Source organism: Rossellomorea vietnamensis, from assembly GCF_025398035.1.
Lineage (GTDB): Bacteria > Bacillota > Bacilli > Bacillales > Bacillaceae_B > Rossellomorea > Rossellomorea vietnamensis_B.
Genome location: NZ_CP104558.1, coordinates 2,165,278 through 2,189,582 on the forward strand (window position 1 = coordinate 2,165,278; position 24,305 = coordinate 2,189,582).

28 protein-coding genes are annotated in these 24,305 nt (G+C 46.6%); 9 read left to right on the forward strand and 19 right to left on the reverse strand.

Annotated features, from left to right (window positions below; all coding sequences use genetic code 11):
- Nucleotides 1–10 precede the first annotated feature (10 nt).
- The 3 genes from N5C46_RS11300 (at nt 11) to N5C46_RS11310 (ending at nt 2,688) form a co-directional block, all read left to right on the forward strand.
- The gene (locus N5C46_RS11300; RefSeq protein ID WP_261752173.1) at nt 11–1,342 is read left to right on the forward strand and encodes a PepSY-associated TM helix domain-containing protein; all 1,332 of its coding nucleotides are present in this window, start codon (nt 11–13) and stop codon (nt 1,340–1,342) included.
- A gap of 16 nt (nt 1,343–1,358) precedes the next feature.
- Nucleotides 1,359–1,826 carry a FixH family protein gene (locus N5C46_RS11305; RefSeq protein WP_261752174.1) on the forward strand — a complete coding sequence of 156 codons (468 nt, stop codon included), beginning with the start codon at nt 1,359–1,361 and terminating at the stop codon, nt 1,824–1,826.
- A 100-nt stretch (nt 1,827–1,926) separates the two neighbouring features.
- Nucleotides 1,927–2,688 (forward strand): DUF3891 family protein, encoded by a 762-nt coding sequence (locus tag N5C46_RS11310; RefSeq protein ID WP_261752175.1) that lies wholly within the window; start codon nt 1,927–1,929, stop codon nt 2,686–2,688.
- A 33-nt stretch (nt 2,689–2,721) separates the two neighbouring features.
- On the opposite strand, the gene N5C46_RS11315 is transcribed toward N5C46_RS11310, so the two are convergent.
- The 3 genes from N5C46_RS11315 to N5C46_RS11325 all read right to left on the reverse strand — a co-directional run bounded on the left by N5C46_RS11315 (nt 2,722) and on the right by N5C46_RS11325 (nt 5,172).
- Nucleotides 2,722–3,996 (reverse strand): MFS transporter, encoded by a 1,275-nt coding sequence (locus N5C46_RS11315; protein ID WP_261752176.1) that lies wholly within the window; start codon nt 3,994–3,996, stop codon nt 2,722–2,724.
- The gene (locus tag N5C46_RS11320) at nt 3,996–4,601 is read right to left on the reverse strand and encodes a TetR/AcrR family transcriptional regulator (protein ID WP_254653010.1); all 606 of its coding nucleotides are present in this window, start codon (nt 4,599–4,601) and stop codon (nt 3,996–3,998) included. Before N5C46_RS11320 ends, N5C46_RS11315 begins: the two co-directional genes overlap by 1 nt.
- 139 nt (nt 4,602–4,740) lie before the next feature.
- The gene (locus tag N5C46_RS11325; protein WP_261752177.1) at nt 4,741–5,172 is read right to left on the reverse strand and encodes a MarR family winged helix-turn-helix transcriptional regulator; all 432 of its coding nucleotides are present in this window, start codon (nt 5,170–5,172) and stop codon (nt 4,741–4,743) included.
- A 167-nt stretch (nt 5,173–5,339) separates the two neighbouring features.
- Here N5C46_RS11325 and N5C46_RS11330 point away from each other — a divergent pair, with 167 nt between their 5' ends.
- Nucleotides 5,340–5,723: a CidA/LrgA family protein gene (locus tag N5C46_RS11330; RefSeq protein ID WP_254653008.1), complete on the forward strand. Its 384-nt coding sequence runs from the start codon at nt 5,340–5,342 to the stop codon at nt 5,721–5,723.
- Nucleotides 5,708–6,400 carry an LrgB family protein gene (locus N5C46_RS11335; protein ID WP_261752178.1) on the forward strand — a complete coding sequence of 231 codons (693 nt, stop codon included), beginning with the start codon at nt 5,708–5,710 and terminating at the stop codon, nt 6,398–6,400. The genes N5C46_RS11330 and N5C46_RS11335 overlap by 16 nt, the downstream gene beginning before the upstream one ends.
- A gap of 93 nt (nt 6,401–6,493) precedes the next feature.
- Here the strand turns inward: N5C46_RS11335 and N5C46_RS11340 are convergent, their stop codons facing one another.
- Both N5C46_RS11340 and N5C46_RS11345 read right to left on the reverse strand, forming a co-directional pair.
- Complete coding sequence (locus tag N5C46_RS11340) at nt 6,494–7,438, reverse strand: IS3 family transposase (protein ID WP_336275584.1); 945 nt, start codon at nt 7,436–7,438, stop codon at nt 6,494–6,496.
- The gene (locus N5C46_RS11345) at nt 7,324–7,887 is read right to left on the reverse strand and encodes a transposase (RefSeq protein ID WP_261749724.1); all 564 of its coding nucleotides are present in this window, start codon (nt 7,885–7,887) and stop codon (nt 7,324–7,326) included. The genes N5C46_RS11340 and N5C46_RS11345 overlap by 115 nt, the downstream gene beginning before the upstream one ends.
- Nucleotides 7,888–8,032: 145 nt before the next feature.
- Here N5C46_RS11345 and nagZ point away from each other — a divergent pair, with 145 nt between their 5' ends.
- The gene (gene nagZ / locus N5C46_RS11350) at nt 8,033–9,232 is read left to right on the forward strand and encodes a beta-N-acetylhexosaminidase (RefSeq protein WP_261752179.1); all 1,200 of its coding nucleotides are present in this window, start codon (nt 8,033–8,035) and stop codon (nt 9,230–9,232) included.
- A 37-nt stretch (nt 9,233–9,269) separates the two neighbouring features.
- Here the strand turns inward: nagZ and N5C46_RS11355 are convergent, their stop codons facing one another.
- The 9 genes from N5C46_RS11355 to N5C46_RS11395 form a co-directional block, all read right to left on the reverse strand.
- Nucleotides 9,270–9,452, reverse strand: coding sequence for a DUF4177 domain-containing protein (locus N5C46_RS11355; RefSeq protein WP_034761370.1), 183 nt, complete (start codon nt 9,450–9,452; stop codon nt 9,270–9,272).
- Between the two features lie 28 nt (nt 9,453–9,480).
- Complete coding sequence (locus N5C46_RS11360) at nt 9,481–10,245, reverse strand: alpha/beta fold hydrolase (RefSeq protein WP_261752180.1); 765 nt, start codon at nt 10,243–10,245, stop codon at nt 9,481–9,483.
- Complete coding sequence (locus tag N5C46_RS11365) at nt 10,238–11,158, reverse strand: MBL fold metallo-hydrolase (protein WP_261752181.1); 921 nt, start codon at nt 11,156–11,158, stop codon at nt 10,238–10,240. The genes N5C46_RS11360 and N5C46_RS11365 overlap by 8 nt, the downstream gene beginning before the upstream one ends.
- 26 nt (nt 11,159–11,184) lie before the next feature.
- Nucleotides 11,185–12,120 (reverse strand): phosphotransferase family protein, encoded by a 936-nt coding sequence (locus tag N5C46_RS11370; protein WP_261752340.1) that lies wholly within the window; start codon nt 12,118–12,120, stop codon nt 11,185–11,187.
- A 139-nt stretch (nt 12,121–12,259) separates the two neighbouring features.
- Nucleotides 12,260–13,078 carry a P-loop NTPase family protein gene (locus N5C46_RS11375; RefSeq protein ID WP_261752182.1) on the reverse strand — a complete coding sequence of 273 codons (819 nt, stop codon included), beginning with the start codon at nt 13,076–13,078 and terminating at the stop codon, nt 12,260–12,262.
- A gap of 21 nt (nt 13,079–13,099) precedes the next feature.
- Nucleotides 13,100–13,225 carry a hypothetical protein gene (locus N5C46_RS11380; protein WP_256503986.1) on the reverse strand — a complete coding sequence of 42 codons (126 nt, stop codon included), beginning with the start codon at nt 13,223–13,225 and terminating at the stop codon, nt 13,100–13,102.
- 72 nt (nt 13,226–13,297) lie between these two features.
- A complete protein-coding gene (locus N5C46_RS11385; RefSeq protein WP_261752183.1) occupies nt 13,298–14,797 on the reverse strand; it encodes a malate:quinone oxidoreductase in 1,500 nt (499 codons plus the stop codon).
- 391 nt (nt 14,798–15,188) lie between these two features.
- Entirely contained in the window at nt 15,189–17,597 is a 2,409-nt protein-coding gene (locus N5C46_RS11390; protein ID WP_261752184.1) for an MMPL family transporter, read from the reverse strand.
- Nucleotides 17,594–18,046 (reverse strand): MarR family winged helix-turn-helix transcriptional regulator, encoded by a 453-nt coding sequence (locus tag N5C46_RS11395; protein WP_261752185.1) that lies wholly within the window; start codon nt 18,044–18,046, stop codon nt 17,594–17,596. Before N5C46_RS11395 ends, N5C46_RS11390 begins: the two co-directional genes overlap by 4 nt.
- Before the next feature lie 187 nt (nt 18,047–18,233).
- On the opposite strand from N5C46_RS11395, the gene N5C46_RS11400 reads away from it, so the two are divergent.
- Complete coding sequence (locus tag N5C46_RS11400; RefSeq protein WP_261752186.1) at nt 18,234–18,926, forward strand: GntR family transcriptional regulator; 693 nt, start codon at nt 18,234–18,236, stop codon at nt 18,924–18,926.
- On the forward strand, nt 18,923–19,540 hold the full coding sequence (locus N5C46_RS11405; RefSeq protein ID WP_261752187.1) for a sterol desaturase family protein: 618 nt from the start codon (nt 18,923–18,925) through the stop codon (nt 19,538–19,540). The genes N5C46_RS11400 and N5C46_RS11405 overlap by 4 nt, the downstream gene beginning before the upstream one ends.
- 37 nt (nt 19,541–19,577) lie before the next feature.
- Here the strand turns inward: N5C46_RS11405 and N5C46_RS11410 are convergent, their stop codons facing one another.
- The 3 genes from N5C46_RS11410 to N5C46_RS11420 are packed head-to-tail and all read right to left on the reverse strand — an operon-like array spanning nt 19,578 to nt 22,081.
- A complete protein-coding gene (locus N5C46_RS11410) occupies nt 19,578–20,669 on the reverse strand; it encodes an ABC transporter permease (protein WP_261752188.1) in 1,092 nt (363 codons plus the stop codon).
- A complete protein-coding gene (locus tag N5C46_RS11415; RefSeq protein WP_261752189.1) occupies nt 20,666–21,592 on the reverse strand; it encodes an ABC transporter ATP-binding protein in 927 nt (308 codons plus the stop codon). The genes N5C46_RS11410 and N5C46_RS11415 overlap by 4 nt, the downstream gene beginning before the upstream one ends.
- 60 nt (nt 21,593–21,652) lie before the next feature.
- A complete protein-coding gene (locus N5C46_RS11420; RefSeq protein ID WP_261752190.1) occupies nt 21,653–22,081 on the reverse strand; it encodes a DUF6526 family protein in 429 nt (142 codons plus the stop codon).
- Nucleotides 22,082–22,311: 230 nt separating this feature from the next.
- Between N5C46_RS11420 and N5C46_RS11425 the strand changes: the two genes are divergently transcribed.
- Nucleotides 22,312–22,503, forward strand: a complete 192-nt coding sequence (locus tag N5C46_RS11425) for a hypothetical protein (RefSeq protein WP_261752191.1) — start codon at nt 22,312–22,314, stop codon at nt 22,501–22,503.
- Nucleotides 22,504–22,637: 134 nt separating this feature from the next.
- Here the strand turns inward: N5C46_RS11425 and N5C46_RS11430 are convergent, their stop codons facing one another.
- Nucleotides 22,638–23,081 carry a hypothetical protein gene (locus N5C46_RS11430; protein ID WP_261752192.1) on the reverse strand — a complete coding sequence of 148 codons (444 nt, stop codon included), beginning with the start codon at nt 23,079–23,081 and terminating at the stop codon, nt 22,638–22,640.
- A 161-nt stretch (nt 23,082–23,242) separates the two neighbouring features.
- Complete coding sequence (xylF, locus tag N5C46_RS11435) at nt 23,243–24,295, reverse strand: D-xylose ABC transporter substrate-binding protein (protein WP_261752193.1); 1,053 nt, start codon at nt 24,293–24,295, stop codon at nt 23,243–23,245.
- Nucleotides 24,296–24,305 lie beyond the last annotated feature (10 nt).

Genomic DNA, 24,305 nt, shown 5'->3' on the forward strand with positions numbered 1-24,305 from the left:
GGAAAAAACGATGGACAAAAAATCATATCAAACGATTTGGAGATGGCATTTCTATGCGGGCCTCATCATTGCCCCGTTTCTGCTGATCCTCGCTGTGACGGGGTCGATTTACCTGTTCAAGCCCCAGATCGAACAGAATCTCTATCAAAAGTATTACGAAGTCAATCCAGAAGGGGAGAAGCTTCAAGCCACTGAACTCATCGAGAAAGTGAAAACGCTTCATCCCGATGCACAGGTGACAAGCTTCCGCCCCGGGGAGAGCGCCGACCGTTCCAGTGAAATTGGCATCAGTACAGAAGACGGCTCTGCTACAGTCTTCTTGAATCCCTACACAGGTAAGTCACTGGGTGAATTGAAGCCTGAAGACCGGATCATGAATAAAGTCGAAGAAATTCACGGGGAACTGATGGCGGGTACCCTCGGCGACCGCATTGTCGAACTTGTTGCCTGCTGGGCTATCGTCCTGATTGTCACGGGATTATTCCTATGGTTTCCCCGTAAGAAAGACAAGCTATCGGGTGTGTTCCTGCCTCGCTTGAATAAAGGAAAGAAGATCTTCAGAAGGGATCTTCACGCTGTCCCTGCGTTCTGGGTCACAGCAGGAATGCTGTTTCTGATCATGACGGGACTTCCCTGGTCCGGATTCTGGGGAACCAACTTTCAGAATCTCATGACCAACGCAGGTGCCGGTTATCCTCCGTCCATCTGGACAGGGGAAGCACCTCAATCCGTCGTGAAAACAAAGGAAATCGCCGACGTCCCTTGGGCCGCGGAAAACTTGGAGGTTCCCGTATCAGCCCTTGAAGGGTACACGCCATTATCCATGAATGATGTGGTATCGATAGCAAAACGAGAAGGAATCGATCCGAGTTACACCGTCTACATCCCTCAGGATGAAAAAGGGGTCTATACTCTATCCGCCTTCCCTGCCAAAGCACAAAATGAAGTCACGATGCACCTTGATCAGTACACAGGAGCGGTCCTTGCTGATTACCGTTTCGATAACTACGGGATCGGCGGGAAAATCGTCGCCATGGGGATCACCCTTCACACAGGCACACAGTTCGGATTCATTAACCAGCTGTTCAGCCTGCTCATCTGCCTTGGCATTATGCTGGTCGCCATCAGCGGATTCTATCTGTGGCTGAAACGGAAACCGAAAAAAGAAATGGGTGCACCAAAATCACCGGGCATCCTGAACTTGAAGTACTTCCTGCTTGTCATGATTGCACTCGGGATCCTGTTTCCACTCGTCGGGGCTTCCCTGATTGTCATCCTGCTTCTTGACCGGTTATTGATCAAAAAAATCCCTGCTACGAAAAAATTCTTCGGTGCGGCATAAGAAAGGACAATGCGATATGAAAACAACCTTTAAATATTTGAGTATCCTTTTCCTGTGCACGCTACTAGGTGCCTGCGCCCCGAAGGAAGATGCTGCAGAATTGTACCAGCAGGAATCGCCACTCCAGGCTGATATTACGATGCCGGACGAATTTTCCGGAAGCGGTGACCCGATCAAGATCGAGCTCACACAAGACGGCAAAACAGTGGATGATGCCGACTTTGTTCATGTGGAAATCTGGAAAGGCGACGGATCCTTCCATGATGGGATGGAAGAAACCGAGAATGCTGGAGACGGCATTTACACATTCAATAAGAACCTGACGGAAGACGGACTTTATTACATCAAAGTCCATGCAGGAAACAACGGCTCCACCATCATGCCGACATTGCCCTTTGCCGTCGGTGAACTCTCCAAAGCAGACGTCGAAGCCTTGAATGATCACGCTCCTGCTGAGAGTGGAGATCACAGTCAGCACCATTAACATCCAAAGATCGAAAGCCCATGCCGCTTTCGATCTTTTTTTGACAAAACAAGAGATGTCTAGTTTGCTATAATGGTCATAAAAAGGGGATGTTGATTCTATGATTATCCGAGAAACCGACGATTCTTTCATCATGATCAAACAGCACGACCACGCTTATGTATCCGGCGAAACGATCAAACACATCAATCACAATCTATTACATTCCGATCAGTTTTTCGATGACTTCGTATACGCATCCCATCAGCACGACCGGAGCTGGATCGGACTCGACGACACGCCGGTCTGGAACGACGGGAAGCAGATTCCCTTCACTTTCTCAGACTATCCCCTGCTCCCAAAACTTGCATTCTATCAAATCGGGCTGAATGAAATCGAGGAGGTGAACCTCTATGCGACCCTCCTATGCAGCCTTCATTTCTGTTCATTCTTCGCCAAATCGAAGGACCCGCACTGCCTGCAATTTTTACAGGATGAAGCAAGTAGGCAACAGAAGATCCGAAAGCAGCTGCCAGAACTCGATGAAGCACTGCTCACCCAGCACTTTCAGCTCCTTCAACTTTCAGATAATCTATCACTCTATTTCTGCTTGAACGAGCCGGGGGTGGGGAAAGAAAACGAGCACCCGTGGTTCAAGGACGGATTTAAGAATACGGAAAGTTTCCATTCCCGGAATCAAAAGCTTAAAGCCAGGTGGGTGAATGAGCATGAGGTGACGTTGGATGATTATCCTTTTGAAACGGACTTTCAAGTGACGCTTCCTTATAAAAAAGTGGACAAGGCGGCGATCCGGCAGATTGGCATCGCAGAGGCTTATGGAGAGAGCCAGTTGGAGAAACATACGATTTTCATCAGAAAGTAAAGAAGACCCTGCGATCAGGGTCTTCACTCGTTATCAAGAAGAAACCGATGCCTTCACTTCGACTTCCGGCACTGCTTTTGCTTCCAATGTTTTCATGATCAGATGATACATGAAAGTCCCGGTCATCCCGAGGAGCAACAGAATGCCTCCCATCATCAGCGGACTCACCCATTCCCCTACAATGATAAGCAGGGATGCAATGATCATGGCGCCATAAAAGGTAAGGCTGTAAAAGGCCATATACGTACTGCGGGCATTGGTCGGAGCCAGGTCCCCGATCATCGCCTGCTTGATCGGCACATACATGAGCTCCCCGAACGTCCCGATAAAGCCAAGTATAAAAAGGAATAAAATATTGTTGGTGAAGGCAAAGGCGCTGAAGCAAAGGGTGAAGATGAACATTCCCGCCACCAGCGTCCGGCGGTCACTCCACTTTTTAAACAAAAATAAGACGAAGGCGGATAAAACCACAACGATAATCGTATTTTCCGTCCGCAGAAATCCGAGCATCCTCGTACCGTCAAGCGTGAAGTCAAAGCCTAAGAGAGAAGTTTGCTGCTCGGGGATATCCCTCTCAAGGCGAATTCCCACGTAATTGGTCAGGGATTGTTCCAGGGTGAGAATAAAAACGGCCCCGAAGATATACATCATGAATAGTTTATCTTTTAAAACGGTTGAATAGCTTTGAACCATCCTGTTGGATGAAGAAGTGGTTTGATTGGTTGCGGGTTCAGGTGTGTAGGTTTCTGAGATGAAGAAAATGGTGATCAGGACGGACAGGAGTGTGATTCCTGTAATACCAAGGAATAATTCAAACAGATAGGCTTTAAATAGAAACGCACCGATGATGCCTCCGATGGCCGTCGCGAGATTTCCGAGCCAGTAGCTGACAGTGAAAACAAGCTTCCGTGAATCCGAATCCGTCACATCGATGATCATCGCCTGTGCGGCAGGCTGGAACATCCCGCCGGCAAACATGTTGAGAACGAAGAATGCCGCTGTAACATATGGCAAATCCACCCAAGGTGAATTGCACAGAGCAATGAAGAAGTACGATCCCATGATGCCGAGTTCGGCAAAAATCATGATCTTCCTGCGACCGATCTTATCGGAAATATGTCCGCCAATAAAGCCGCCGATGATTCCGCTGATGACAATCAACACAAGGATGACTCCCGTTTGGGTTGCCCCGATTTTCTGGGCGAAATAGATGGCCATGAACGGAATGACGGCCATGGACACAAGTCCCCCGAGGAACTGCATGGCAAGCCGTAATTTCAGGTTAGGATGAATATCCCGTATCCTCATCAAGATTCCCACCCTTCCGTCACAGGACCGAATAACCGCAGGGCCTGTATTTTCATATTGCTCCAGATCAGATTCGTATGGTCATCGATGAAGGTCAGTCTCAGCCCATTCAATAAGGAAATATACGATTGAGCCATCAGCACCGGCGATCCTTCATAGAAGCATCCCTCCTTCTGGCCCCTTTCAATGACCGGATATATGCGTTCTGCAAACACATCGACAAAGGCACTCAACTCTGCAAACAGCACGGGATACCTGTCCGGTCTCGCCAATACCTGCTGGGAAAGGCGAAGGAAATCCTTATTCCTTGCAAACACATCCAGCTGACAGTCGATCATGTTCCTGACCATCTCCATCGGATTCCCACTGTACCGTTCCTCTATTTCACTGAAATAGGGCTTAATCTCCTCCAGAGGCTCAAGGATCGCCGCTTCAAAGAGCACTTCCTTTGTCGCAAAGTATGTGAACACGGATCCGAAGCTGACCCCCGCCTCTTTCGCAATGGCCGAAATGGTCGTTTCGGCAAATCCGTTTTCGCTGTATGTTTTCACGGCTGCTCCCAGGATCGCCGCTCTCTTTTTCATCATCTTTTCCTCTCGTGACATGTTGTTCTCCCTCCTTTGCTCAAAAATGATTGATTGAACAATTTTTATTTTACTGTTAGATATTTCCAAGGTCAATGATTATTTTTCGACAAAAAAATCCGCCTTCCTATGTGTGAAAACAACAGAAAGCGGACCTATTTTATTCGTCAAACGCACCGTTCATCCGGACCAACAGTTTCCCGAACATTCTCTTCTCTTCTTCGGACCAGCCTTCAAGGAGTCCCTCATACCATTCGAGTCTCATGTGGCTGTCGAGAGCGAGCTTTTCCTTGCCCAGCTCAGTAAGATCAAATAAGCTTACACGTCCGTCACCAGGGTCTGAAAACCTCTGGATGAGCCCCTTTGATTCAAGGGCAGCCGCCTGTCTGGATAATGTTGAAATATCAAGTTGAAACGCTTCGGCCAATTCCTTCAGGCGTGATGGCCCACCTTCATCTAACTGTCTCATCAAAAGATAGGCCGCCCTCTCCAATATCCCGATTTTCCGCTCAGACTGATCCCGGAAGACCGCCTTTCGAATTAGGGTGGTCAATTCATATTCAATCCGTTCAACTGCGTTCTCTTTGGACATAGGAATCCCTCCTTCTTACGTCAATCAACCTGACAGATTCATTGACAACACTGCAGGTACTTGTATAATACAAGTATATAGTTGTATCGTACAAGTAATCCCAGGAAAAGTAAAGCGTTTTCATTGAAAGGTGGGAAAAAGGGCTTCCTGTCGGGAGGTCCTGCGTTATGAAAATCATTCGAATCATCATCCAAATCGGCATTCTTTATGCCTTTTCATTTATAGGCGGAGCCGTAGAGCATCTCCTCCACCTTCCGATACCCGGAAGCATCATCGGCCTGATCCTGCTTCTTGCATGCCTGTCGTTGAAAGTGGTCCCCGTGATCATCGTGGAGGACGGAGCAAGTTTTTTACTCGCCATCCTGCCTTTGTTATTCATCCCGGCCATGACCGGGGTCATGAACTACCCCGCTCTTTTATCGGGAACCGGTGCCATGCTCTTTCTCATTGTCGTTGTAAGCACGGTTGTGACCATGGCCGTATCCGGTTTTGCCAGTCAGCACTTAGAAAAACGATCTGAAAGAAGGGAACAAGCATGCAGCAAGCACTGATCGCAATCCTGATCATCACCCTCACCGCCGTCCTTTATTTTGCCATGGTGAAGGTGTATCAACGGTTCTCGTATCCCGTATTGATTCCGGTCCTCACGACCACGATTGTGATCGTCGGACTGCTGATGTCTATGCATATTCCATATGATGAATACATGATCGGAGGGAAATGGATTCACTCCCTGCTTGGTCCCGCCGTCGTCGCCCTTGCGTATCCTCTATATAAGCAGCGGAAGATCCTGATGAAATACCGCTTCCCAATCATAGGTGGTGTCTTCGCAGGACTCTTGACCGGAATGGTGAGCGGACTCCTGTTTGCACGGATTCTCGGCGTCGACCATGAATTGATCCTTTCCATCGTGCCGAAATCGATCACGACACCCGTTGCTATCCAGATTGCATCCGGTCTTGGTGGCGTCCCCGCCATGACCGTCGTCTTCGTCATGATCGCCGGATTCTCAGGCGTGATCCTCGGACCGATGATCCTGAAAATGGTCCGCATCCACAGCTCACTCGGACGCGGGATTGCCTTTGGCAGCGCATCCCACGCCCTCGGTACGTCGAAAGCGATGGAATATGGGGAGTTGACCGTATCCATGAGCTCCGTATCCATGACGCTGAGTGCCCTGTTAGGTTCGGTGTTTGGGCCGATTGTGGTGTGGGTGTTTCAGGTGTGATGATGTGTAGGTCGCAAAGATTTTTCGACAAATTGAATTAAATAATCATAGAAAAGACCCGTTCGGTGGCTAACCCCAAAAGTTAGAGTTTTGTTATGCAGCTGATTGGATGGACTGAGTTCGGTATTCGACTGGACTAAGTCCATCCAATTTTTCTTTTGAACGTTCATGATTGTACCAGTGGATATATTCTTCAATCCGGCTTCTCAAATCCTCAAAGGTAACTAATTTTTCTCCATAATACATTTCCTGCTTCAAAACACCAAAAAAGTTTTCCATTACAGCGTTGTCTGCGCATGTAGCTTTCCGTGACATGCTTTGGAATACATTATTCTTCTTTAATGTCTTCACCCATTGATTGTGCTGGTAATGCCAGCCTTGATCAGAATGGATGGTGGTTCGATAGATTGCGTGATCTCTTATTATTTCTATCGTTTCATGTAAAGGTTCCGTGACTAGATCTAACGTGGGACGTTTCCTGATTCCGTACGCGATGATTTCTCCGTTATAGAGGTCAAGAATGGGATTTAAATATAACTTCTCTTCGTTTAGACATTTAAATTCTGTAATGTCAGTTACTAATTTTTGTAGAGGGACATGCGTGTTAAACCGGCGTGATAATCGGTTCTTTGCCACCTTTCCAACGTTCCCCTTATACGAATTGTATTTACGGGATTTCCGCATGAATTTTACACATTTCAATCCGATGTCTCGCATAATACGATATACTTTTTTATGATTGATATGATGACCTAATTTCTTTAATTCCTTCGTAATCCGTTTATACCCATAACGTTCATGAAATTTTTTAAATAGGGAAGTAATGAGTTCTTTTAATTCTGCATTTGAATCCTCTTTGTCAAAACCCTTCACATGATAGTGGTAGGTTGCTTCGGGAATCCCCACTACTTGAAAAATATCTTTTAATCGGAATCCTTCTTCTTTAAGTTCGAATGCGAGCTTGGCTTGTGCTTTTCGCGGAAGGCATTCGGATTCTCCCGAAAAGCTCTCAACTTTTTTAGGTACGCATTTTCCAATCGCAGTAATTCATTCTCGCGTTCTAATTCCTCTTCGCGTGTTACCTTTTTCTCTTCCTTCTTCTCCGATTTATTAGGTTTCTTAGACATAGAAGGTCTCCCCTTTAATTTAGGTTTCAGGCCATCTACTCCTTGTTCATTAAATATTTTCGTCCAAGAATGAATTAATGAAGGATTGTTCAGCTTAAATTGTTCCGCAGTTTCCTGATAAGAAGCGCCTGTCTCTAACATAAATAGTATCGTATCTAATTTAAATTGAACAGAGTACGCTTTGTTTATTTCTCTTCGCTTTATACCTTCTATTCCTTGTGTTTTATAAGCTCTTACCCAATCTAGTAGTGGTGTCTTAGAAGGTAGGTTATATTTTTTCGCCAATGATTTATATCCAAGATGGCCATCCAGATACTCGGTGACAAGTTTTAGTTTAAATTCTTCACTATATTTAGCCATAAAAACACCCCCAAAAGTTAGTTTTCTACTCTAACTTTTTGGGGTCGATACCTTCACACCGGGTCTTTTTCTATTTTCCCGTTTACGGCCCACCAGATACGAACAGAATGATACCAAGTATCCAACATTGAAAGGAACAAATGATATGTCGAAAAATAAGATTGGTTATTCCCTTTTAATCGTCATGATTCTTGTATTCATTCTATCCTACTTCGCCATTAATCCGATCGGGGGCAAAGATCGAGAGGGTGACGCCGGTTCCCTGATCTCAGATATGACCCTTGATGAAAAAATCGGGCAGATGCTCGTAGCCGGCGTCAATGGAACCCAAATGGATGAGCCGACGAAGAATCTGATCCAGCAGCACAAAGTCGGCGGATTCATCTTCTTCTCGGACCATTTAAAAAGCCCGGAGCAAACCGTCCAATTTCTGAATCAACTGAAAGAAACAAACGCTGATAACCCTCTTCCTCTCCTGTTGAGCGTCGATGAGGAAGGCGGGAATGTGACGCGACTCCCCGGAGGACTCGCGCACTTCCCTACCAATCAAAAAATCGGGAACGCGAACGACCCCGACGTTTCCTATGAGATCGGCACCATTCTCGGCAAAGGATTGAAAGAGTACGGCTTCAATTTGGATTTCGCACCGGTACTTGACGTGAACAGCAATCCGGATAATCCGATCATCGGCGACCGATCCTTCAGCCCGGACCCTGATATCGTCAGCGAACTGGGAATCCAGACGATGAAAGGGATTCAATCCCAGAATATCCTGTCATCGATCAAACACTTCCCTGGCCACGGAGACACATCCGTCGATTCACATCTGGCGCTTCCCGTAGTCAACAAAAGCCTGCAAGAACTCGAGACTCTGGAACTGATCCCCTTCAAGCGTGCCATCGATGACGGAGCCGATCTCATCATGGTGGCACACATCCTGCTTCCCGAACTCGATGACACCTATCCTTCATCACTATCGAAGGCCATCGTGACGGATCTTTTACGAAAGAGACTGAACTACAAGGGTGTCGTCATCACCGATGATATGACCATGAAAGCCGTGGCGGACAACTACGGAATGGGAGAAGCAGCGGTGCAATCCGTCAAAGCCGGCAGCGACCTGATCCTCATCGCCCATGATGCTCCTAAAGCCGTAGCAGCCATGAAGGCACTGAAATCAGCCGTTAAAAATGGAGAAATCTCAGAAGAGCGAATTGATGAAAGTGTGAAAAGAATCATCAACCTGAAACAAAAGTACAATCTGAAAGATACCCAAACAGAAGAAGTCGATTTGACAGAACTAAATCAAGCGATCAAATCCGTCAATTCGAGAATTTCACACTAATAAAAAGCGGATCTCTCTAAGTGAGAAATCCGCTTTTTTAAGACAACGGTCTTTCAAAAATGATCTCATAATCCGTCGGTTTTCCGTGGCCGTTGTACTTTAGCGGAAGCACCTGAACGAGCCGCCATCCGTCAGCGGCATACTCCTCTATGATCTCCCTGTGCTTCGGCTCGGTGAAAAATCCGCCCAGACTGGTTTGGACGTATGTGTATTCGTACATGGTTGCACCTCCGTGGGGTTTTCTTACTTTACGTATTCATGGCAGAGATGGTTTCAACTTCTTCGTCGGAATGAAGTTTGATCAGCTTTTCAACCGCCTTTATCACCACCTGTGGTTCATCCCGTTGAATATAATGAGCACTGTTCTCGGCAAGCACACATTCACCCTTAGAAGAAATCAGTGCCAACTCCCTCTGCATGATATTCCACAATTCCTGGGATGCTTCTGAATAATGATCCTTTTTACCAGCGGAAAGTACGATGACCGGCATACTTAAAGTCTCCTCATATTCTTTTAACTGCCCCAGGCTTTCCATAAATTCTTCGTAGTTGCCTTCCCGGACAAACTGCTTGCGATATGCTTCCTGGAAATCACTCGTCATCGTAGGAAGGAAGCGTTCCCTATAATCAACCGGAGTTGAATCAACCAGCACCATGCCCGCGACTTCTTCAGGATATTCATGAGCATATACACTCACATTCACTCCACCGAAAGAGTGGCCGACAAAAAGATATGGAGGTTTGATGTCCAGGATGCTTAGAAGTTCCTTCATCTCTTTTACCATCTCGAGGCTCGTCCTCCGATTTGGACTCTTCTCGCTCTTCCCCAGCCCGGCACGGTCGTATACCAGCACTTCTGTTATTTCTGATAGTTCCCCAATCACTGAATCCCAGGCTTTAGAATAGTCCCCGTAGCCGGCATCCATCACCACCGTGGGTTTATTTTTTTTCTTACCTGTTAGTTTGGCGTATAGTTTAAAGCTATTAATTGGTGCCAACATTTCTCTATTCATGTACGGAAGTCCCCTTTTTGCTCTTCACATTTTTTATATTCTGAAAGTATACCTCTGGAGAAGCCCAATTTTTATAAAGAGGAGGGATTTCAGCACTTTCTTTATGTTGAACAGATAAGAGGTGTGTCAAATAAAGAATCATTATATCAATATCCTCTTTCGTCCCAATATCGCCATGTCCAGGAATGACAGTTTCAATATCCAACTTCTTTACTTTTCGTAAAATATCCATCCATTTTCTTGGATCGGTTTCATCAAAGAATGTCGGGTGACAGTGAACAAATACCAAGTCCCCCATAAAGATCACTTTCTCTTCCGGAAGGTAAAGCATGCTATCACAAAAAGAGTGCCCCCCTCCCAACGTAAATAGTGTTGCGCTTCTCCGTGTTCCCTGTATAGTCTTATCTTCCTTAAATGTTTCATTTGGGAGAGTCAACTCCAGTTCAGGTAAAGACCGTTTCATTTCATGTAAAAAGCTCACTTGATCTTGAAGGGTTGCTTCCCCGGATTCATCAAGCTGCTTTTCGAGAGATTCTATATATTGAGTGAGTCCGTCGATGTCCGCTTTCTGTTTCTCTATTCTGGGAGGGTGGATTTCCTTCATTTTTTCAAAGGTGGTCTCGCTTGAAAGAATAGAAGTGCCCTTAAATGTTTGATTGCCGCGAACATGATCTCCGTGATAATGGCTATTCACAACCCACGTGACACTCTGATTCGTGATTCTTTCGGCGGCATCTCTCAACGCTTTTGACGCCTGCTGGGTGTTAAACGTATCAAAGACGATTACTCCATCGCCCAAATCAACAAATCCGGCATTTGCAACTGCACCGCCACCTGGTTTTGAAATTGCGGCATAGATACCCTTTTTGACCTCTTTAAGTGTAAAGTGTATGTTATTAAACTCATTTTTCATCCTCTTCCCCCTTATTATAAGATGGGCTAATAACTAAATTTTTTTCTATCCATTCCTTCAGTTTTCACCCGTTCAATCTCCCCAATCTTCCACTCTATGATTTTGCGAATCCCCTTTTCTGACAGATACCCCTGAAAATACTTCTCCACTTCCCAGGCAAGCATCATCGTCAAATGGTCTATGTATAGATAGCTCAGATCACTCCAAAAATCGTCATTATCCAGAGTGATCCCCCGTTCCCTCATGCATTTCAGGTAGTATTCAGGGACATAGGCAATCAGATCATCGTCATATAAATCCTGCATCAAGATCGTCACATCCCTTAAAGGAGACCCGATGGCTGCCCATTCCCAATCAATGAACCAGACTTCATTATCCTTATAAAATACATTTTCAAGATGTGGATCCCCGTGGGTTATGACGGATGGACATTTCGATTGATAATGTGGGATATCCAGTCGCTCGTATGCTTCCTGGATTGTTCTCTCCCATCGTGGACTTGCCCACGATTTTCTTGAGCATAACTTGCCCATCTGATCTAAGCACCAATTCTTCCATTCAGCGTTTAATTGGTGGGCAGGAAGCTTGTCCTGAGGGGTATCCATACCATGAAGAGAAGCCAAAACTTTTAAAATATCACTGATCAACATTTTCTTTTCACCTATAGACATTGCTTCAAACCCAGCTTTAACTGGGCACCCCAAATCCCACATCAACATCGCTTTTGGGGACGTCTCCCATACATTCACGACTCTACTAAAAGACGGCATTATTTCTTCTATATTCTTATGAACCTCTACTTCCTGATCCCGTCCCTCAGCAAATTCCTTGTAAATGTAGTGCTCTCTCGTATTCTCATTTCCCCTTAGAGCTTCGACTTTACAAATGTATCCCGCATGGGCGCCACCGATTTCCTTCATGTTCAGAATTTCCAGGTTCATTTTACTTAGCCTGCTTTCCATATGACTCACATGCATCCCCCTCACAAAGTCATTATTATGTAATTATTTCAAATTACTGGTATAAACACAAATAAAGGCGACCTCCTGTGAGCCGCCTACTGTTCTTCACCATTCTGTTTATCTTACGTCTAACTTCCAGCTACTTAATCGCTATCTTCATTTTTTCGTAATAAAGATCCCAGTCCTTTTCTCCATTCTCAATAATCATATGCCTAACCGGCAACCCCTCAAGAATCCGCAACTCCAAATCCCTGCGCATCTCCAAAAACTCCACAAGCCCTTGATATCCCTTCAACCCATTCTCTTTCCCATACCCTTGATTCACATGATAATCCGTGAAGAACTCACGCCACTCCTGACTGCGCTCTTCATAGACATGATGGAAGGATTGATCCAGGTTTTCCTGATAAAAATAAATCAGCAGAGGATTCAATGGTTCAATCCACGAGCTGATTTTCTTTAAATGGTTCTCAAGCCTCTTTGGTTCCGCATTATGCATGGCGATGAACTTGGTAAACGGATTTTGCAGGAAACAGCATTCAAATATATACACGTCATCGCCAAAATCCGTTTCTTCCACGAATTCCTTCCAATAATGATAGGAGACTTCTTCGAACGTATCCAAATCCAACTCGTAGACATCAAAAGAAGCCAGGCATTCAACAAGAGAAGGATCCGTATCAAGAAAATGACGGTACGAAATAAAATAGTGATTACCTTTCTTCTCGGCATCCCCTTTGATACTCTCCCGATGTTCAGGAAATTTATCAAGTACCGCATTGAACTGTCCCTCATTTAAACAGGCGGTCGATTCATAATCAGCTGGATGACTGGTGTCTCCTTCTTGAAAGAGCTTAGCCTTTATTCCTTCTTTCTCCAAATGCTCTTTAATAAAATGGGCCGTGGTCGACTTGCCTGACCCTGGTATCCCTTCGACGATAATAAGATTCGATCTCAAGATTGCACCCCTTTTCCTTTTCTACATGTTCTTTTCCTTCATTTCCTCCAACAACTCAACAACCCGTTCATTTGATTTATTCATTCTCCTCACCTGTAGTTCAATGGAGAAAAGGGTGATGAGTGCTAGAATTCCAATTACGATCATGATGCATTTCTCCTTAATACAATATTTCGATAAAAAAATGCCCTGCATCCACAGGGCATTCCATTCATTCACTTAACTATACGCAACCTCTTTATCCCTCAAACCCAACGCCTTCGCAGTCGATGTATGAATCTCCCTGAAGAGCTCAGGATTTTCACCCAATGCCACTCCATAAGATGGGATCATTTCTTTGATCTTCGGCTCCCACTCCTTCATGTGCTGCGGGAAGCATTTGTCCAATACTTCAAGCATGACATGAACGGCTGTGGAAGCACCTGGAGACGCACCAAGCAGGGCTGCCACTGAACCATCAGCGGAGCTGACCACTTCTGTACCGAACTGAAGGGTTCCTTTGCCTGCTTCGGTGTCCTTGATCACCTGCACACGCTGGCCGGCTACGACGATATCCCAGTCTTCGCTCTTGGCGTTCGGGATGAATTCGCGTAATTCTTCCATGCGCTTTTCATTGGACAGGAGTACCTGCTGGATCAAGTATTTTGTTAATCCCATTTCCTTTACGCCTGCAGCAAGCATGGTGAAAAGGTTATTTGGTTTGACCGATGTGATCAAGTCCATATTCGATCCCGTCTTCAGGAACTTCGGTGAGAATCCGGCAAACGGTCCGAACAGAAGGGATTTCTTGTTATCGATGTAACGGGTGTCAAGATGCGGAACCGACATCGGAGGAGCTCCGACCTTGGCTTTTCCGTACACTTTCCCATGATGCTTTTCGATGACTTCAGGGTTATTGCACACCATGAAGAGTCCTGATACCGGGAATCCGCCGATCTGCTTCGACTCAGGGATACCTGTTTTCTGAAGTAACGGAAGACTTCCGCCACCGCCGCCGATGAAGACGAACTTCGCCGTATGATATTCCATCTTGATGCCGTCCATATCATGGACCTTTACTTCCCACGAACCGTCGGATTTACGTTTGATATCTTCCACACTGTGGTTGTAGTTGATCTCGACGCCTTTATCACTCAAATGATCGAACAATTTGCGGGTCAATGCCCCAAAGTTGACGTCCGTACCTGAATCGATCTTCGTCGCTGCGATCGGTTCATCCGATTCACGGCCATCCATGATCAGCGGGATCCATTCCTTCAATTTCTCCGGATTATCGGAAAACTCCATGCCTTCAAACAACGGACTTGCTGACAGCGCTTCCAAACGTTTTTTCAGAAACGCCACATTTTCTTCACCTTGAACCATGCTCATATGCGGGATCGGCATGATGAAGTCCTGTGGTTTACCAATGAGATTGCGGTTGACGAGATAAGACCAGAATTGTCTTGATAGTTGGAACTGTTCATTGACTTTGATTGCTTTCGTAATGTCTATAGATCCATCAGGCTTTTCGGACGTATAGTTGAGCTCGCATAGTGCAGAATGTCCGGTTCCGGCATTATTCCATTCGTTCGAGCTTTCTTCCCCAGGCTTCGCGAGCTTTTCAAACACTGTGATTTCCCATTCCGGCGCCAACTCTTTCAGGATTACCCCTAAAGTCGCACTCATGACACCAGCACCAATTAAGATAACATCTGTTTTCTTCTGTAAGCTGCTCATTATAACCTTCCTCATCCACTATATTTGCAGGCGCTTTCAATCCAGCACCTTCATGTGTCAAAAAAAATCATACCATCTTCTATTATAATGATTCATAGGGTAAAATATCTAGTATTATCTGATTATTATAAACTATTTTACGAAAAAACAAAAGTGAAAATAGTGTCCTGAACACTTGGTGATACAGGTTTGAAAGTACCTTCACACCCTCTGAACCCTTATATGTCAAAGAGAAACCCGACCACATCAGTGGAGATTCTGATTAGTTTTTCAGAAAAATATTTTTTCCTTTAAATCGAACTAAAATTCAGAGTATTTCGCCTGTTTTTGACTAAACTAGTCTTGCACTCAAAAGACAGCCCGCTCTCTAATAGAACGGGCTGCTATCAATCTACTTTTCCTTCTTCGGTCGGAACGGCCACCACACTCCATTTCCGAAGGACACGGTCATGGCAGGGATCAAGAGTGGCAGGACGATCAGTCCATACAGAAGCAGTCCGGTGATGACGATGGTCGCAATCTGCACGAGACTGAGTACCCCCGACGGCACCATGGCCCCGAATGTTCCCGCGAGGATGATGGCTGCCGTGATGATGACGGTCCCCATCTTCGCCATCGATGCTTTGATGGCGTCGGTCACCGTCATGCCTCCTGCTGATTGTTCACGGAAACGGTCCATGAGGAAGATTGAATAGTCGACCCCAAGGGCTACAAGCATAACGAATCCGAAGAACGGAACGGCCCAGCTGATGCCGTCATATCCTAATCCTTCTACGAAGATCCACTCGGCTACGGCAACAGACGTGAAGTACGTCAGTAGCAGGGATCCGATCATGTAGAGCGGCATGATGAAGGAACGGAAAAGGATTGCGAGGACCACAAACAAGCTGATGAGCATGATCGTCACCGTCTGGGTGAAGTCACTCGTTGAAATATCGCTAAGGTCACGGTTGATACTTGAAACTCCTCCGATAGCGACCTCGGTATCTTCAAGAGGTGTATCCTTGATGACACGTTCCGTCGTTTCATTGATCCGGTCCACGGTGTCGATGGCTTCCGGTGAATACGGATTATCGGACAGGATGACTTCAAGCTTCATCCCTTTTTCTTCACCGAAAGAATACCGGTCGATCACCTGGGCAAATTCTTTATTTTCTAATGTACCCGGCGGTAAGTATAACCCGGTATCGCGGATGGTCTCGCTGTCACTCATCCCCTGAAGCTGATCTCCCGCCTGCTTCAATCCACCTGTGATCTGGTTCAGACCATCCAGTGGATTTGGTGCTCCCGGTTGAGGCGCCTGACCCTGACCTGCTAAGGCAGCCTGCTGGCTGAGTCCTTTTACGGCCTGGTCGAGACCGTCAGCCGCTCCGTTCACCCCTTCAGCAATTTTTCCAAGCTGGTAGTCTGCATTGAATTCTTCAATCGCATCCCCGGCAGGTCGCGTGATGGAACGGACGCTCTTCACCCCGTCGACTTTTGCAAGCTCACGACTCAGCTTTTCTACATAAGGAACGGCATCTTCGGTCACAAGCTTCTCATCGCTTGAAAGAAGAACCTGGACAGGAAGGGAATCCCCTTGACCGAATCCATCTTCAATCGCCTGTAGACCTTTGACTGAATCATAGCTGTCTCCGATTTCATCCACCGTGTTGAAAGAAAGCGCATCGTCATAGGTGAATAATAGCGGAACCGTGATGACGGCCACCACTGCCATGGACAATAGCGGACGATTGACGGAAAGCTTGCCCATCCATGCCCATAACTTACTGTCATTGTGAGAAACGGATTTCTTCGAAGGCCAGAACAATTTTTCCTTCAAGGTTGCCATAAAGAACGGCATGACGGTGCTTAACACCAATAACAGAACCGCAATCCCCACCGCCACGGCTACAGCTGATTTAAAGATTGGGAAATCGGCAAACCCGATGGCGAAGAACCCTATGAACACGGCGAGACCGCTTATGTAAAGCGTGCGTCCCGCGGTCTTATACGTACGGATGATTGCCTCGTTGATGGGCTGACCTGCACCCAGCTCCTCCTTGAACCGACTCAGTAACAGGATGCAATAATCCGTCCCGATCCCGAACAGGATGGCCACAAGGAAAATCTGCGTATAGTTCGATACGGGAAAGCCGAACCAATCGATGAAAAATGCGACGATCGATTGACTGAGTAAATACGTGATCCCAACAGCCACTAACGGAATCAAAGGGGTCACAATCGAACGGAATACGGCTAATAACAGGGCAAAAATCAACACGACCGTAATGATTTCCGTCCGTTTCAATCCTTCCTGCGCGCTCAGGTTCACATCATTATTGATGATGGCTTCCCCTGTCAGGTACACGGATGACTGATCCTTCAGGATATCTGACTTGATGGAATCAGCAAGCTCCACCACTTCCTCCTGTGTTCCGTCAACGGTGATCGGAACAAGGACGGTCTTTTTATCTTTTGAGACGAGCTGGGCTTCCAATTCCTCGCTTTCAAACGGATCGAGGACCGAGCTGACAGGATCCCCAAGCTCTTTCAATTCATCTACATTTGACGCAATGTCTTTCTTCGCTGAATCCGTCAACTTTTCGTCCAGTGAATACACAAGGGATATCGTTTCCTCCCCTGCTCCGGCGTCATTCAGCATTTCCATCGCTTTCTTTGACGCGGCATCCTCAGGAAGTTGGAACGTCCCCGCATCTTCTGCCTGCTTCGACAGGTTGGGCGAAATCATAAACAATAAAACCGTTATAATAAGAAGACCGATCGTAACCGGCCACTTGAATTTGATGATGGATTTCATCCTTTTTCACCCTCCAATTTCAAAATCGATCTGATCTTCCTGAACATGGTCAGGAATTGATCCAGCTCCTCGTCCTTCACGTGATCGGCGAATAAGTCTTCGATATAGGCATAGACCGCTTGATCGGACTCGGTTACGACCCTCTGCCCATCCTCCGTGAGGCATACAAGCTTGCTTCGCTGATCTTCTTCTGCCTTCACGATTTCAATGAGACCCTTTTCTTCAAGCCTCTTCAAACGGTTCGAAATCGCACTCTTATGAACCCCCTGGAGCTCAGCGATCACACCCCCTGCAAGCGGGCCGTTCTTATTCACAAGCTTCAGCACCTGAATCTGTTCAGGTGAATATTCCTGCCACACATCAGCCTTTACATTCTTCAGCACCCGATCTGTTCCGAATACCATCACATCCTCGAACAGCTCGACTGCTTCAATTAAGCGCTTATCCAACTAGTTGACCCCCTAAACTAATTATTCTATTTTATAGTTTAGGGGGTCAACTAGTTAGAGTCAAGAAATAAGGTGTTGAAAAGTACCGTAATTAAATTTCAGAATTTATTGACAAATACATCTACTAGAATCATATAATGGTATTACCAAACTTTTAATTGGTATGACCAATCAGGAGGTACACTCAATGAAAGAACGTTCTTCCGATCTCATTGCCCGTGACATTACCCGGTCCATACTGGGTGGGGAACTGAAGATTCAGGAATCCCTTCAATCAGAAAGAGATCTGGCTATTCATTACAAAGTGGGGCGTCCCACCATTCGCGAGGCACTGCAGAGATTGGAACGGGACGGCTGGACCCGGAGCCGGAAAGGAATGCCTGCCGTCGTGAATGATTACTGGAAGCAGGGGAACTTGATGACGATTGTCACGATCCTTCAGCATGAAGAGGAGATCCCGGATGCATTCATCATTCATATGTTGGAACTGCGCGTAGCGATTACCCCCGCCTATTTCAGGGACGCCATGGAGAACAACAAGCTGAAGGTCATCTCCCTCTTCGCTCCGTTTGAAGATATGAATGACACAGCTGTAACGTATGCGGAATTCGACTGGCATATTCAGCATCGGGTTGCCATGTTGTCGCCAAATCCGATTTATCTCTTGATCCTGAACAGCTTTAGGGATGTGTATATCAGGATGGCGGAAAAATATTTCAGCGATTCCACCCATCGTGCCGCTTCACGGGATTATTACGGTACCCTTCTAAAATGGATATTGGATGGGGATCTTCAACAAGCCGAACAAACCATCCGGGACATGATGGAAACGAGCATTACGCTTTGGAAACAAAAAATGAATGGAGGCAAGGAAGGATGAAAAAGAATCGATTGTATCGGGATTTCTTTTTACACTTTGATATTTTAGTCATGGTGGGCATATTTCTCTTGGTACTCGGATTTTTGTTCACAATGGAGCTTTCCCTATTCAGCTTGCTATTTTTTGCCGTCGGGATCGTCACCTACATGTTCAGTGAATACCTCACCCACCGCTTCCTCTTTCACATCAAGCCCCCGAAGAATCCCTTTTTACTAAATTTAATCAAGCGCCTGCACTATGATCATCATAAAAAGCCGAATGACTTAAAGCTCCTCTTTCTGCCCGTCTGGTACAGCGCACCCAACCTCTTTGTCCTGTGTTTGTTGTTTTATTTCCTGACCGGTTCAATGTCATTCACCCTTGCTTTCACCACCGGGATTCTCTTCATGTTCTTTGTGTATGAATGGAAACACTACGTTGCTCACCGTCCCATGAAGCCGAAGACGCGGTTCGGCCGCTGGCTTAAAAAGACGCATATTCTCCATCATTATAAGAATGAGAACTATTGGTACGGGGTCTCCACCCCATTTGTCGATGTGTTGTTCGGAACTTACAAAGAAGGTAGTGACGTGGAGATGAGTGAGACGGCGAAGGATTTGGAGAAGAGGGCATGAAAAAAGTCCAATCGGGTTGATCCGATTGGACTTTTTTCTATTCCCACTTAAACACATAACTGGCTAAAGCAAATCCTCCGACGAGCCACGCTCCAAGGATCAGCGTCTCCGTCCCAAGCTCCAGGAACGGCGTCCCGAGATTCATCGTCTCCCGCAGCGCGGAACTGAGGTGAGCGATCGGCAGCACCTTCACGATGGGCTGGATGATGTCCGGCATATTGTTGATGGGGAAGAACACACCACCAAGAAACAGCATCGGAAACGTCACGAAGCCCGCGATCGGTCCCGCACTTTCCGGGTTCTTCGCCATACCCGCAATGATGAAGCCGAGTGACATAAACGCCAGGGTCCCAAGGATGATGAAGAAAATCATCGCAAGCCACGAGCCTGCTACATTAATGTCAAAAATAAGATCGGCAATCAGTACGACGAGCAGGGCCTGTGTACCGTTCAGCATGAGACGGGCCGTAATCTGTGCGGCAATGAAGGTGGAAGCCTTCAGCCTCGTCCCCTGCATGCGTCGGAGGATTCCACGCTCACGCCACGCGGAGATCTGGCCCGCCACCCCGTTCATATTGTTGCTCATGATCATCATGGCGACGATCCCCGGTACAAGGAAATCGACATAGCGGATGTTCAATGCCTCGATCCCGACTTTCTCGACCGTCACGACAGGCTTATAATCGACAAGGTCCTTACTGTATTGATCGATGATTCCGTTCACTACCGTCAGTCCAAGTTCCGCGGTCGTCAGGTTCTTTTCGTTATAGTAGACGGGAATCGAGAACGCTTCGTCCCTGTCCTTCACGTTTTCCCCATATCCTTTCGGGATTGTGATCAGAAGCTGGATATCACCGTTTTTCACGGCTTTTTTTCCCGTTTTGACAGTATCAAATTTCGCTGTTTCAATTCCATCATTTTTTAAGAATAAGTCCTTTAAATCCTTTGAGGCATTGGTTTGATCATTGTCGACCATCCCTACTGTCAGGGAAACCGAGTTCCCTCCCCCTGCGAATGAACCGAGGGCCACCATCAGGATGACCGGGAAGAGCAGTGTGAAGAATAATACTTGTTTGTTTCGTGCAAAAATCCGCAATTGTGCCAGTGTCAGCTGCCAATACGCTCTCATGATTCCCGCAGCCTCCTTCCTGTCATATGAATGAAGACATCCTCGAGCGTCGCCTGACGCGTCTGAAGGTCCTCGATTTTCAAATCATGCTCTGTCGATAAGGTAATTAAGGATGTCAATGCCCTTTGCAGTTCATCTGTGTATAGCTGGACGAATGTATCCTTGATGGCGACTTCTTCCACTCCATCCATTTTCATGAACCAAACTTGTTCAGGAGGATTGTCCAGATGGAATTCGATCGTACTGGTCGACTGCAGCGTTTTTACGAGATTTCCAGGTGTATCGAGGGCGATGAGCTCCCCCTGGTCCATGATGCCGATCCGGTCGCAGAGCACATGAGCTTCATCCATATAGTGAGTCGACAGAATTACCGTCTTCCCCCGCTCCTTAAGTCGCAGCACAATATCCCACAGCGTCCTTCTTGCCTGGGGATCCAGTCCCGTCGTCGGTTCATCGAGGAACACGATATTGGGATCATGAATCAGTGCCAGGGCAATCGCCAGACGCTGCTTCTGCCCGCCTGACAGTCCCTTGATCCGGTCCTTCCGCTTCTCCGTCAGCAGCATATCTTCGATCAATTGATCGATGTCCACGTTCTTCGGATAAAAGCTCGCATACAAATGAAGGATCTCCTCCACCTTGAGCAGTTCAAACAGTGAGGTCGACTGAAGCTGGACCCCAATCACTTCCTTTACTTTATTCACATCTTTTTTCACGTCAAATCCGGCTAAGCTTGCCGTCCCCTCGTCCGGTTTACGGAGTCCCACGAGCATCTCGATCGTCGTCGTCTTCCCGGCCCCGTTTGGCCCAAGCAATCCGAAGATCTCCCCCTTCTCCACCTGAAAGCGGACTCCCTTCACCGCCGTAAAGGAACCATATCTTTTCACTAACTCTTTTACATCCACCATGATTTCGTTCGGCATAACGAGCCTCCTTCTAAAAAAACGTAACCGCCCATGAATGAGCGGTCCAATCCTTGTTGTTTATACGCGATGATGATCTGCACGCCAGTTCTGTACAGCTTTCTTAATGTCATTGGGTGTTAAGTTTTCCGCCAGTGTCCGTTCGACCAACACCGGGAATTCCTCATCCGGAGCAAACCTGAGTGCGATGATCTGCTTAAGGGACAGTCGGTCATCCAGTTCATTCCCTGAGAGACGGTAGTAACGGAAATTCTCTTCCGTACGGATCACCCGGTCTTGAACTTGAAGGGCATACGTCCGGAGCCTCACCCCAACCAGGATCAACGTGATCACGACTAGAAGGACGATAAAGCTAAGCAATGTCTCCGTACCCACATTCATCACGAAAAATATCATCGTCAAAATAAGGGTAACAAGGGCTGACAGGGCAATTCCTACATGAAACACCGGATCAACCTTGCTGTGATTTTCATAGTTTTGCTGTTTCATATGTACCTCCTGAAGGTGATAGATTCATTATATACCAGATGAACGGTGGATAGGACCGTCCTGTTAAAAATCATATTCGGAAACGTCTTAAGGTATGCGGGGGATAGAAGGGATGCCTTACCCGGAATGACCATCGATATTTTTCCATATCATATGTGGTACAATAGTATTAGATATGACAAAAGTTGGAAGTTCACCTGCTTTTCCTATTAAAAAAGGAGGTTGTGCTGATGGTTTGGTTATTCGTTTTGATTCCCTTTTCGTTCATGGTTGGAGTTGTCATCGTGGGCAGCATTAAGGAGAGATATTTTTCACAAGGGTATCTTAAAGGAGAAAGCTACAATACTCATAAAACAGAAGGCTTCAACAGCTCTTGCCGTGGACAGTCCAATTCTTACAAATGGTATACAGGGGGTAACTGAAAACGACACGAATCTCTTCAATGGCATGGGGTTCCCCAATAAAAAGGGAAAGATAAACTTAGAATCTATAACAATCTAAAAGGTTACTCTCAGGGGAGTAACCTTTCTTATCTAAAGGGTATGGATGCTTCCGTTCAGTCTTTCATCGAAGCCCTAGCCTTATTTACTTTATATTCCGAGACCTGCACGATCCCAATGGAATCTTCTTCCCCGTCACACCCCTGCAATGAGATGAATCCGGTCCTCTCTTCGATTCCGTCGCAAACCGCACTTCTCTTTTCTTCCCCGGTCCCGGTCTTCAGCACATAGTTGACTTTATTTCCATCGAACGATATTTCATTGACACTTACCTGGTTGTTGAAAAAGTTCGATACGGTCACTTCAGACTCTTTTTTCTCCTGCACCCCATCTACAAAACTCAATAGTTTGTCCAGATTGGTTACTTCCCCTTCTTCATCTACGAGCGTGTCACCATTGTCAGTCGCTTCCTTCACGGTGTATTCATCTGCCTGTTCTGTATTCGAACACCCTGCAAAGAGTATAGAACCAGTCAGGAGCATAAAAGCCATTTTCCGCACGATTTCCCCATCCCCCATTCCATTCATTTATGTTGAGTATAACCGAATTGGAAAAAATATGAAAGTGCTGTTTTCGCAGGGTTCTTTCCCCTTTTCTTGATGAGAGGTGCGATTTTTCGTCGGTTTCCTTTTAGAAAAATTTCGGATGCTTTTCTCGCAGATCACTTATACACGTCCTCCCTCGAATGAAAACCATCCGCAATGATGGTGCGATCGAGGTTGTCCCGGTTTACAGCAATGGGTTCAAGGAGGACGGATGGGACTTCGATTTTCCCATTGTTGATTTTTTTATCGGTGTCGATGTATTCGTCTTTGGCGAGTGCGATGGCAAGGGATGCCGCTTCACTGGCAAGGGTATTGATCGGTTTGTAGACGGTCATTGTTTGTGTACCGCGAACGATCCTTTGTGCTGCGGCAAGCTCTGCGTCCTGTCCGGCGATGGGGACTTTTCCTTCGAGGCCGGCTTCTTCCAATGCCTTCAATGCCATTCCGGCAGTTGCATCATTGGCCGCAATGACCGCGTCTATTTCATTGTGGTTGGCTGCCAGGGCCTCTTTCATATTGGAATAGGCGTTTCCGGGGAGCCAGTTATCTGTCCATTGATCATAGACGATTTGGATATCCCCATGGTCAATTAGAGGATCCAGTACGCTGAAGACGCCTTTTTTCATCAGGTGGGCATTGTAGTCGGTATCGGCCCCTCCAATGTACACATACTTCCCCTTAGGGACACGTTGTGTAAGAGCCTTTGCCTGGAGCTCCCCTACCCGTTCGTTATCAAATGAGACATACAGATCGATGTCGGCGTTTTTCACAAGCCGGTCATACGAAACCACCTTGATGCCGGCGCGATGGGCTTTCTGCACGATGGCCGCCGCGGCTTCCGCGTTATAAGGGACGATGACCAGCACATCGATTCCCTGACTGATCAACGTTTCTGCCTGAAGGACTTGAAGGGCATCGTTCCCTCTTGCCTCCATGATCTCCACTTCCGCCCCCAGGTCTTCGACGGCCTGTTTGAATAAATCACGGTCCCTCACCCATCGTTCCTCCTCGAGTGTATCCATGGAGAATCCGATCTTCACGACGTCGGGAGGGACTTTCTCTTCTTCCTTAGGCATCTGTTCGACTGGATCCGTCTGCACGCATGCAGTCAGTATCAGCACTATGATCATGATCCAGCCTATGTTTATCCGTTTCTTCCAATGGACCATGGCGTTCCTT

What these genes read in the sequence shown, in the direction of transcription:
- N5C46_RS11300 (WP_261752173.1), top strand. Translation starts at nt 11, where the DNA reads ATGGACAAAAAATCATATCAAACGATTTGGAGATGGCATTTCTATGCG.
- N5C46_RS11305 (WP_261752174.1), top strand. Translation starts at nt 1,359, where the DNA reads ATGAAAACAACCTTTAAATATTTGAGTATCCTTTTCCTGTGCACGCTA.
- N5C46_RS11310 (WP_261752175.1), top strand. Translation starts at nt 1,927, where the DNA reads ATGATTATCCGAGAAACCGACGATTCTTTCATCATGATCAAACAGCAC.
- N5C46_RS11315 (WP_261752176.1), bottom strand. Translation starts at nt 3,996, where the DNA reads ATGAGGATACGGGATATTCATCCTAACCTGAAATTACGGCTTGCCATG.
- N5C46_RS11320 (WP_254653010.1), bottom strand. Translation starts at nt 4,601, where the DNA reads ATGTCACGAGAGGAAAAGATGATGAAAAAGAGAGCGGCGATCCTGGGA.
- N5C46_RS11325 (WP_261752177.1), bottom strand. Translation starts at nt 5,172, where the DNA reads ATGTCCAAAGAGAACGCAGTTGAACGGATTGAATATGAATTGACCACC.
- N5C46_RS11330 (WP_254653008.1), top strand. Translation starts at nt 5,340, where the DNA reads ATGAAAATCATTCGAATCATCATCCAAATCGGCATTCTTTATGCCTTT.
- N5C46_RS11335 (WP_261752178.1), top strand. Translation starts at nt 5,708, where the DNA reads ATGCAGCAAGCACTGATCGCAATCCTGATCATCACCCTCACCGCCGTC.
- N5C46_RS11345 (WP_261749724.1), bottom strand. Translation starts at nt 7,887, where the DNA reads ATGGCTAAATATAGTGAAGAATTTAAACTAAAACTTGTCACCGAGTAT.
- nagZ (WP_261752179.1), top strand. Translation starts at nt 8,033, where the DNA reads ATGTCGAAAAATAAGATTGGTTATTCCCTTTTAATCGTCATGATTCTT.
- N5C46_RS11355 (WP_034761370.1), bottom strand. Translation starts at nt 9,452, where the DNA reads ATGTACGAATACACATACGTCCAAACCAGTCTGGGCGGATTTTTCACC.
- N5C46_RS11360 (WP_261752180.1), bottom strand. Translation starts at nt 10,245, where the DNA reads ATGAATAGAGAAATGTTGGCACCAATTAATAGCTTTAAACTATACGCC.
- N5C46_RS11365 (WP_261752181.1), bottom strand. Translation starts at nt 11,158, where the DNA reads ATGAAAAATGAGTTTAATAACATACACTTTACACTTAAAGAGGTCAAA.
- N5C46_RS11370 (WP_261752340.1), bottom strand. Translation starts at nt 12,120, where the DNA reads ATGGAAAGCAGGCTAAGTAAAATGAACCTGGAAATTCTGAACATGAAG.
- N5C46_RS11380 (WP_256503986.1), bottom strand. Translation starts at nt 13,225, where the DNA reads ATGATCGTAATTGGAATTCTAGCACTCATCACCCTTTTCTCCATTGAA.
- N5C46_RS11385 (WP_261752183.1), bottom strand. Translation starts at nt 14,797, where the DNA reads ATGAGCAGCTTACAGAAGAAAACAGATGTTATCTTAATTGGTGCTGGT.
- N5C46_RS11390 (WP_261752184.1), bottom strand. Translation starts at nt 17,597, where the DNA reads ATGAAATCCATCATCAAATTCAAGTGGCCGGTTACGATCGGTCTTCTT.
- N5C46_RS11400 (WP_261752186.1), top strand. Translation starts at nt 18,234, where the DNA reads ATGAAAGAACGTTCTTCCGATCTCATTGCCCGTGACATTACCCGGTCC.
- N5C46_RS11405 (WP_261752187.1), top strand. Translation starts at nt 18,923, where the DNA reads ATGAAAAAGAATCGATTGTATCGGGATTTCTTTTTACACTTTGATATT.
- N5C46_RS11410 (WP_261752188.1), bottom strand. Translation starts at nt 20,669, where the DNA reads ATGAGAGCGTATTGGCAGCTGACACTGGCACAATTGCGGATTTTTGCA.
- N5C46_RS11415 (WP_261752189.1), bottom strand. Translation starts at nt 21,592, where the DNA reads ATGCCGAACGAAATCATGGTGGATGTAAAAGAGTTAGTGAAAAGATAT.
- N5C46_RS11420 (WP_261752190.1), bottom strand. Translation starts at nt 22,081, where the DNA reads ATGAAACAGCAAAACTATGAAAATCACAGCAAGGTTGATCCGGTGTTT.
- N5C46_RS11425 (WP_261752191.1), top strand. Translation starts at nt 22,312, where the DNA reads ATGGTTTGGTTATTCGTTTTGATTCCCTTTTCGTTCATGGTTGGAGTT.
- xylF (WP_261752193.1), bottom strand. Translation starts at nt 24,295, where the DNA reads ATGGTCCATTGGAAGAAACGGATAAACATAGGCTGGATCATGATCATA.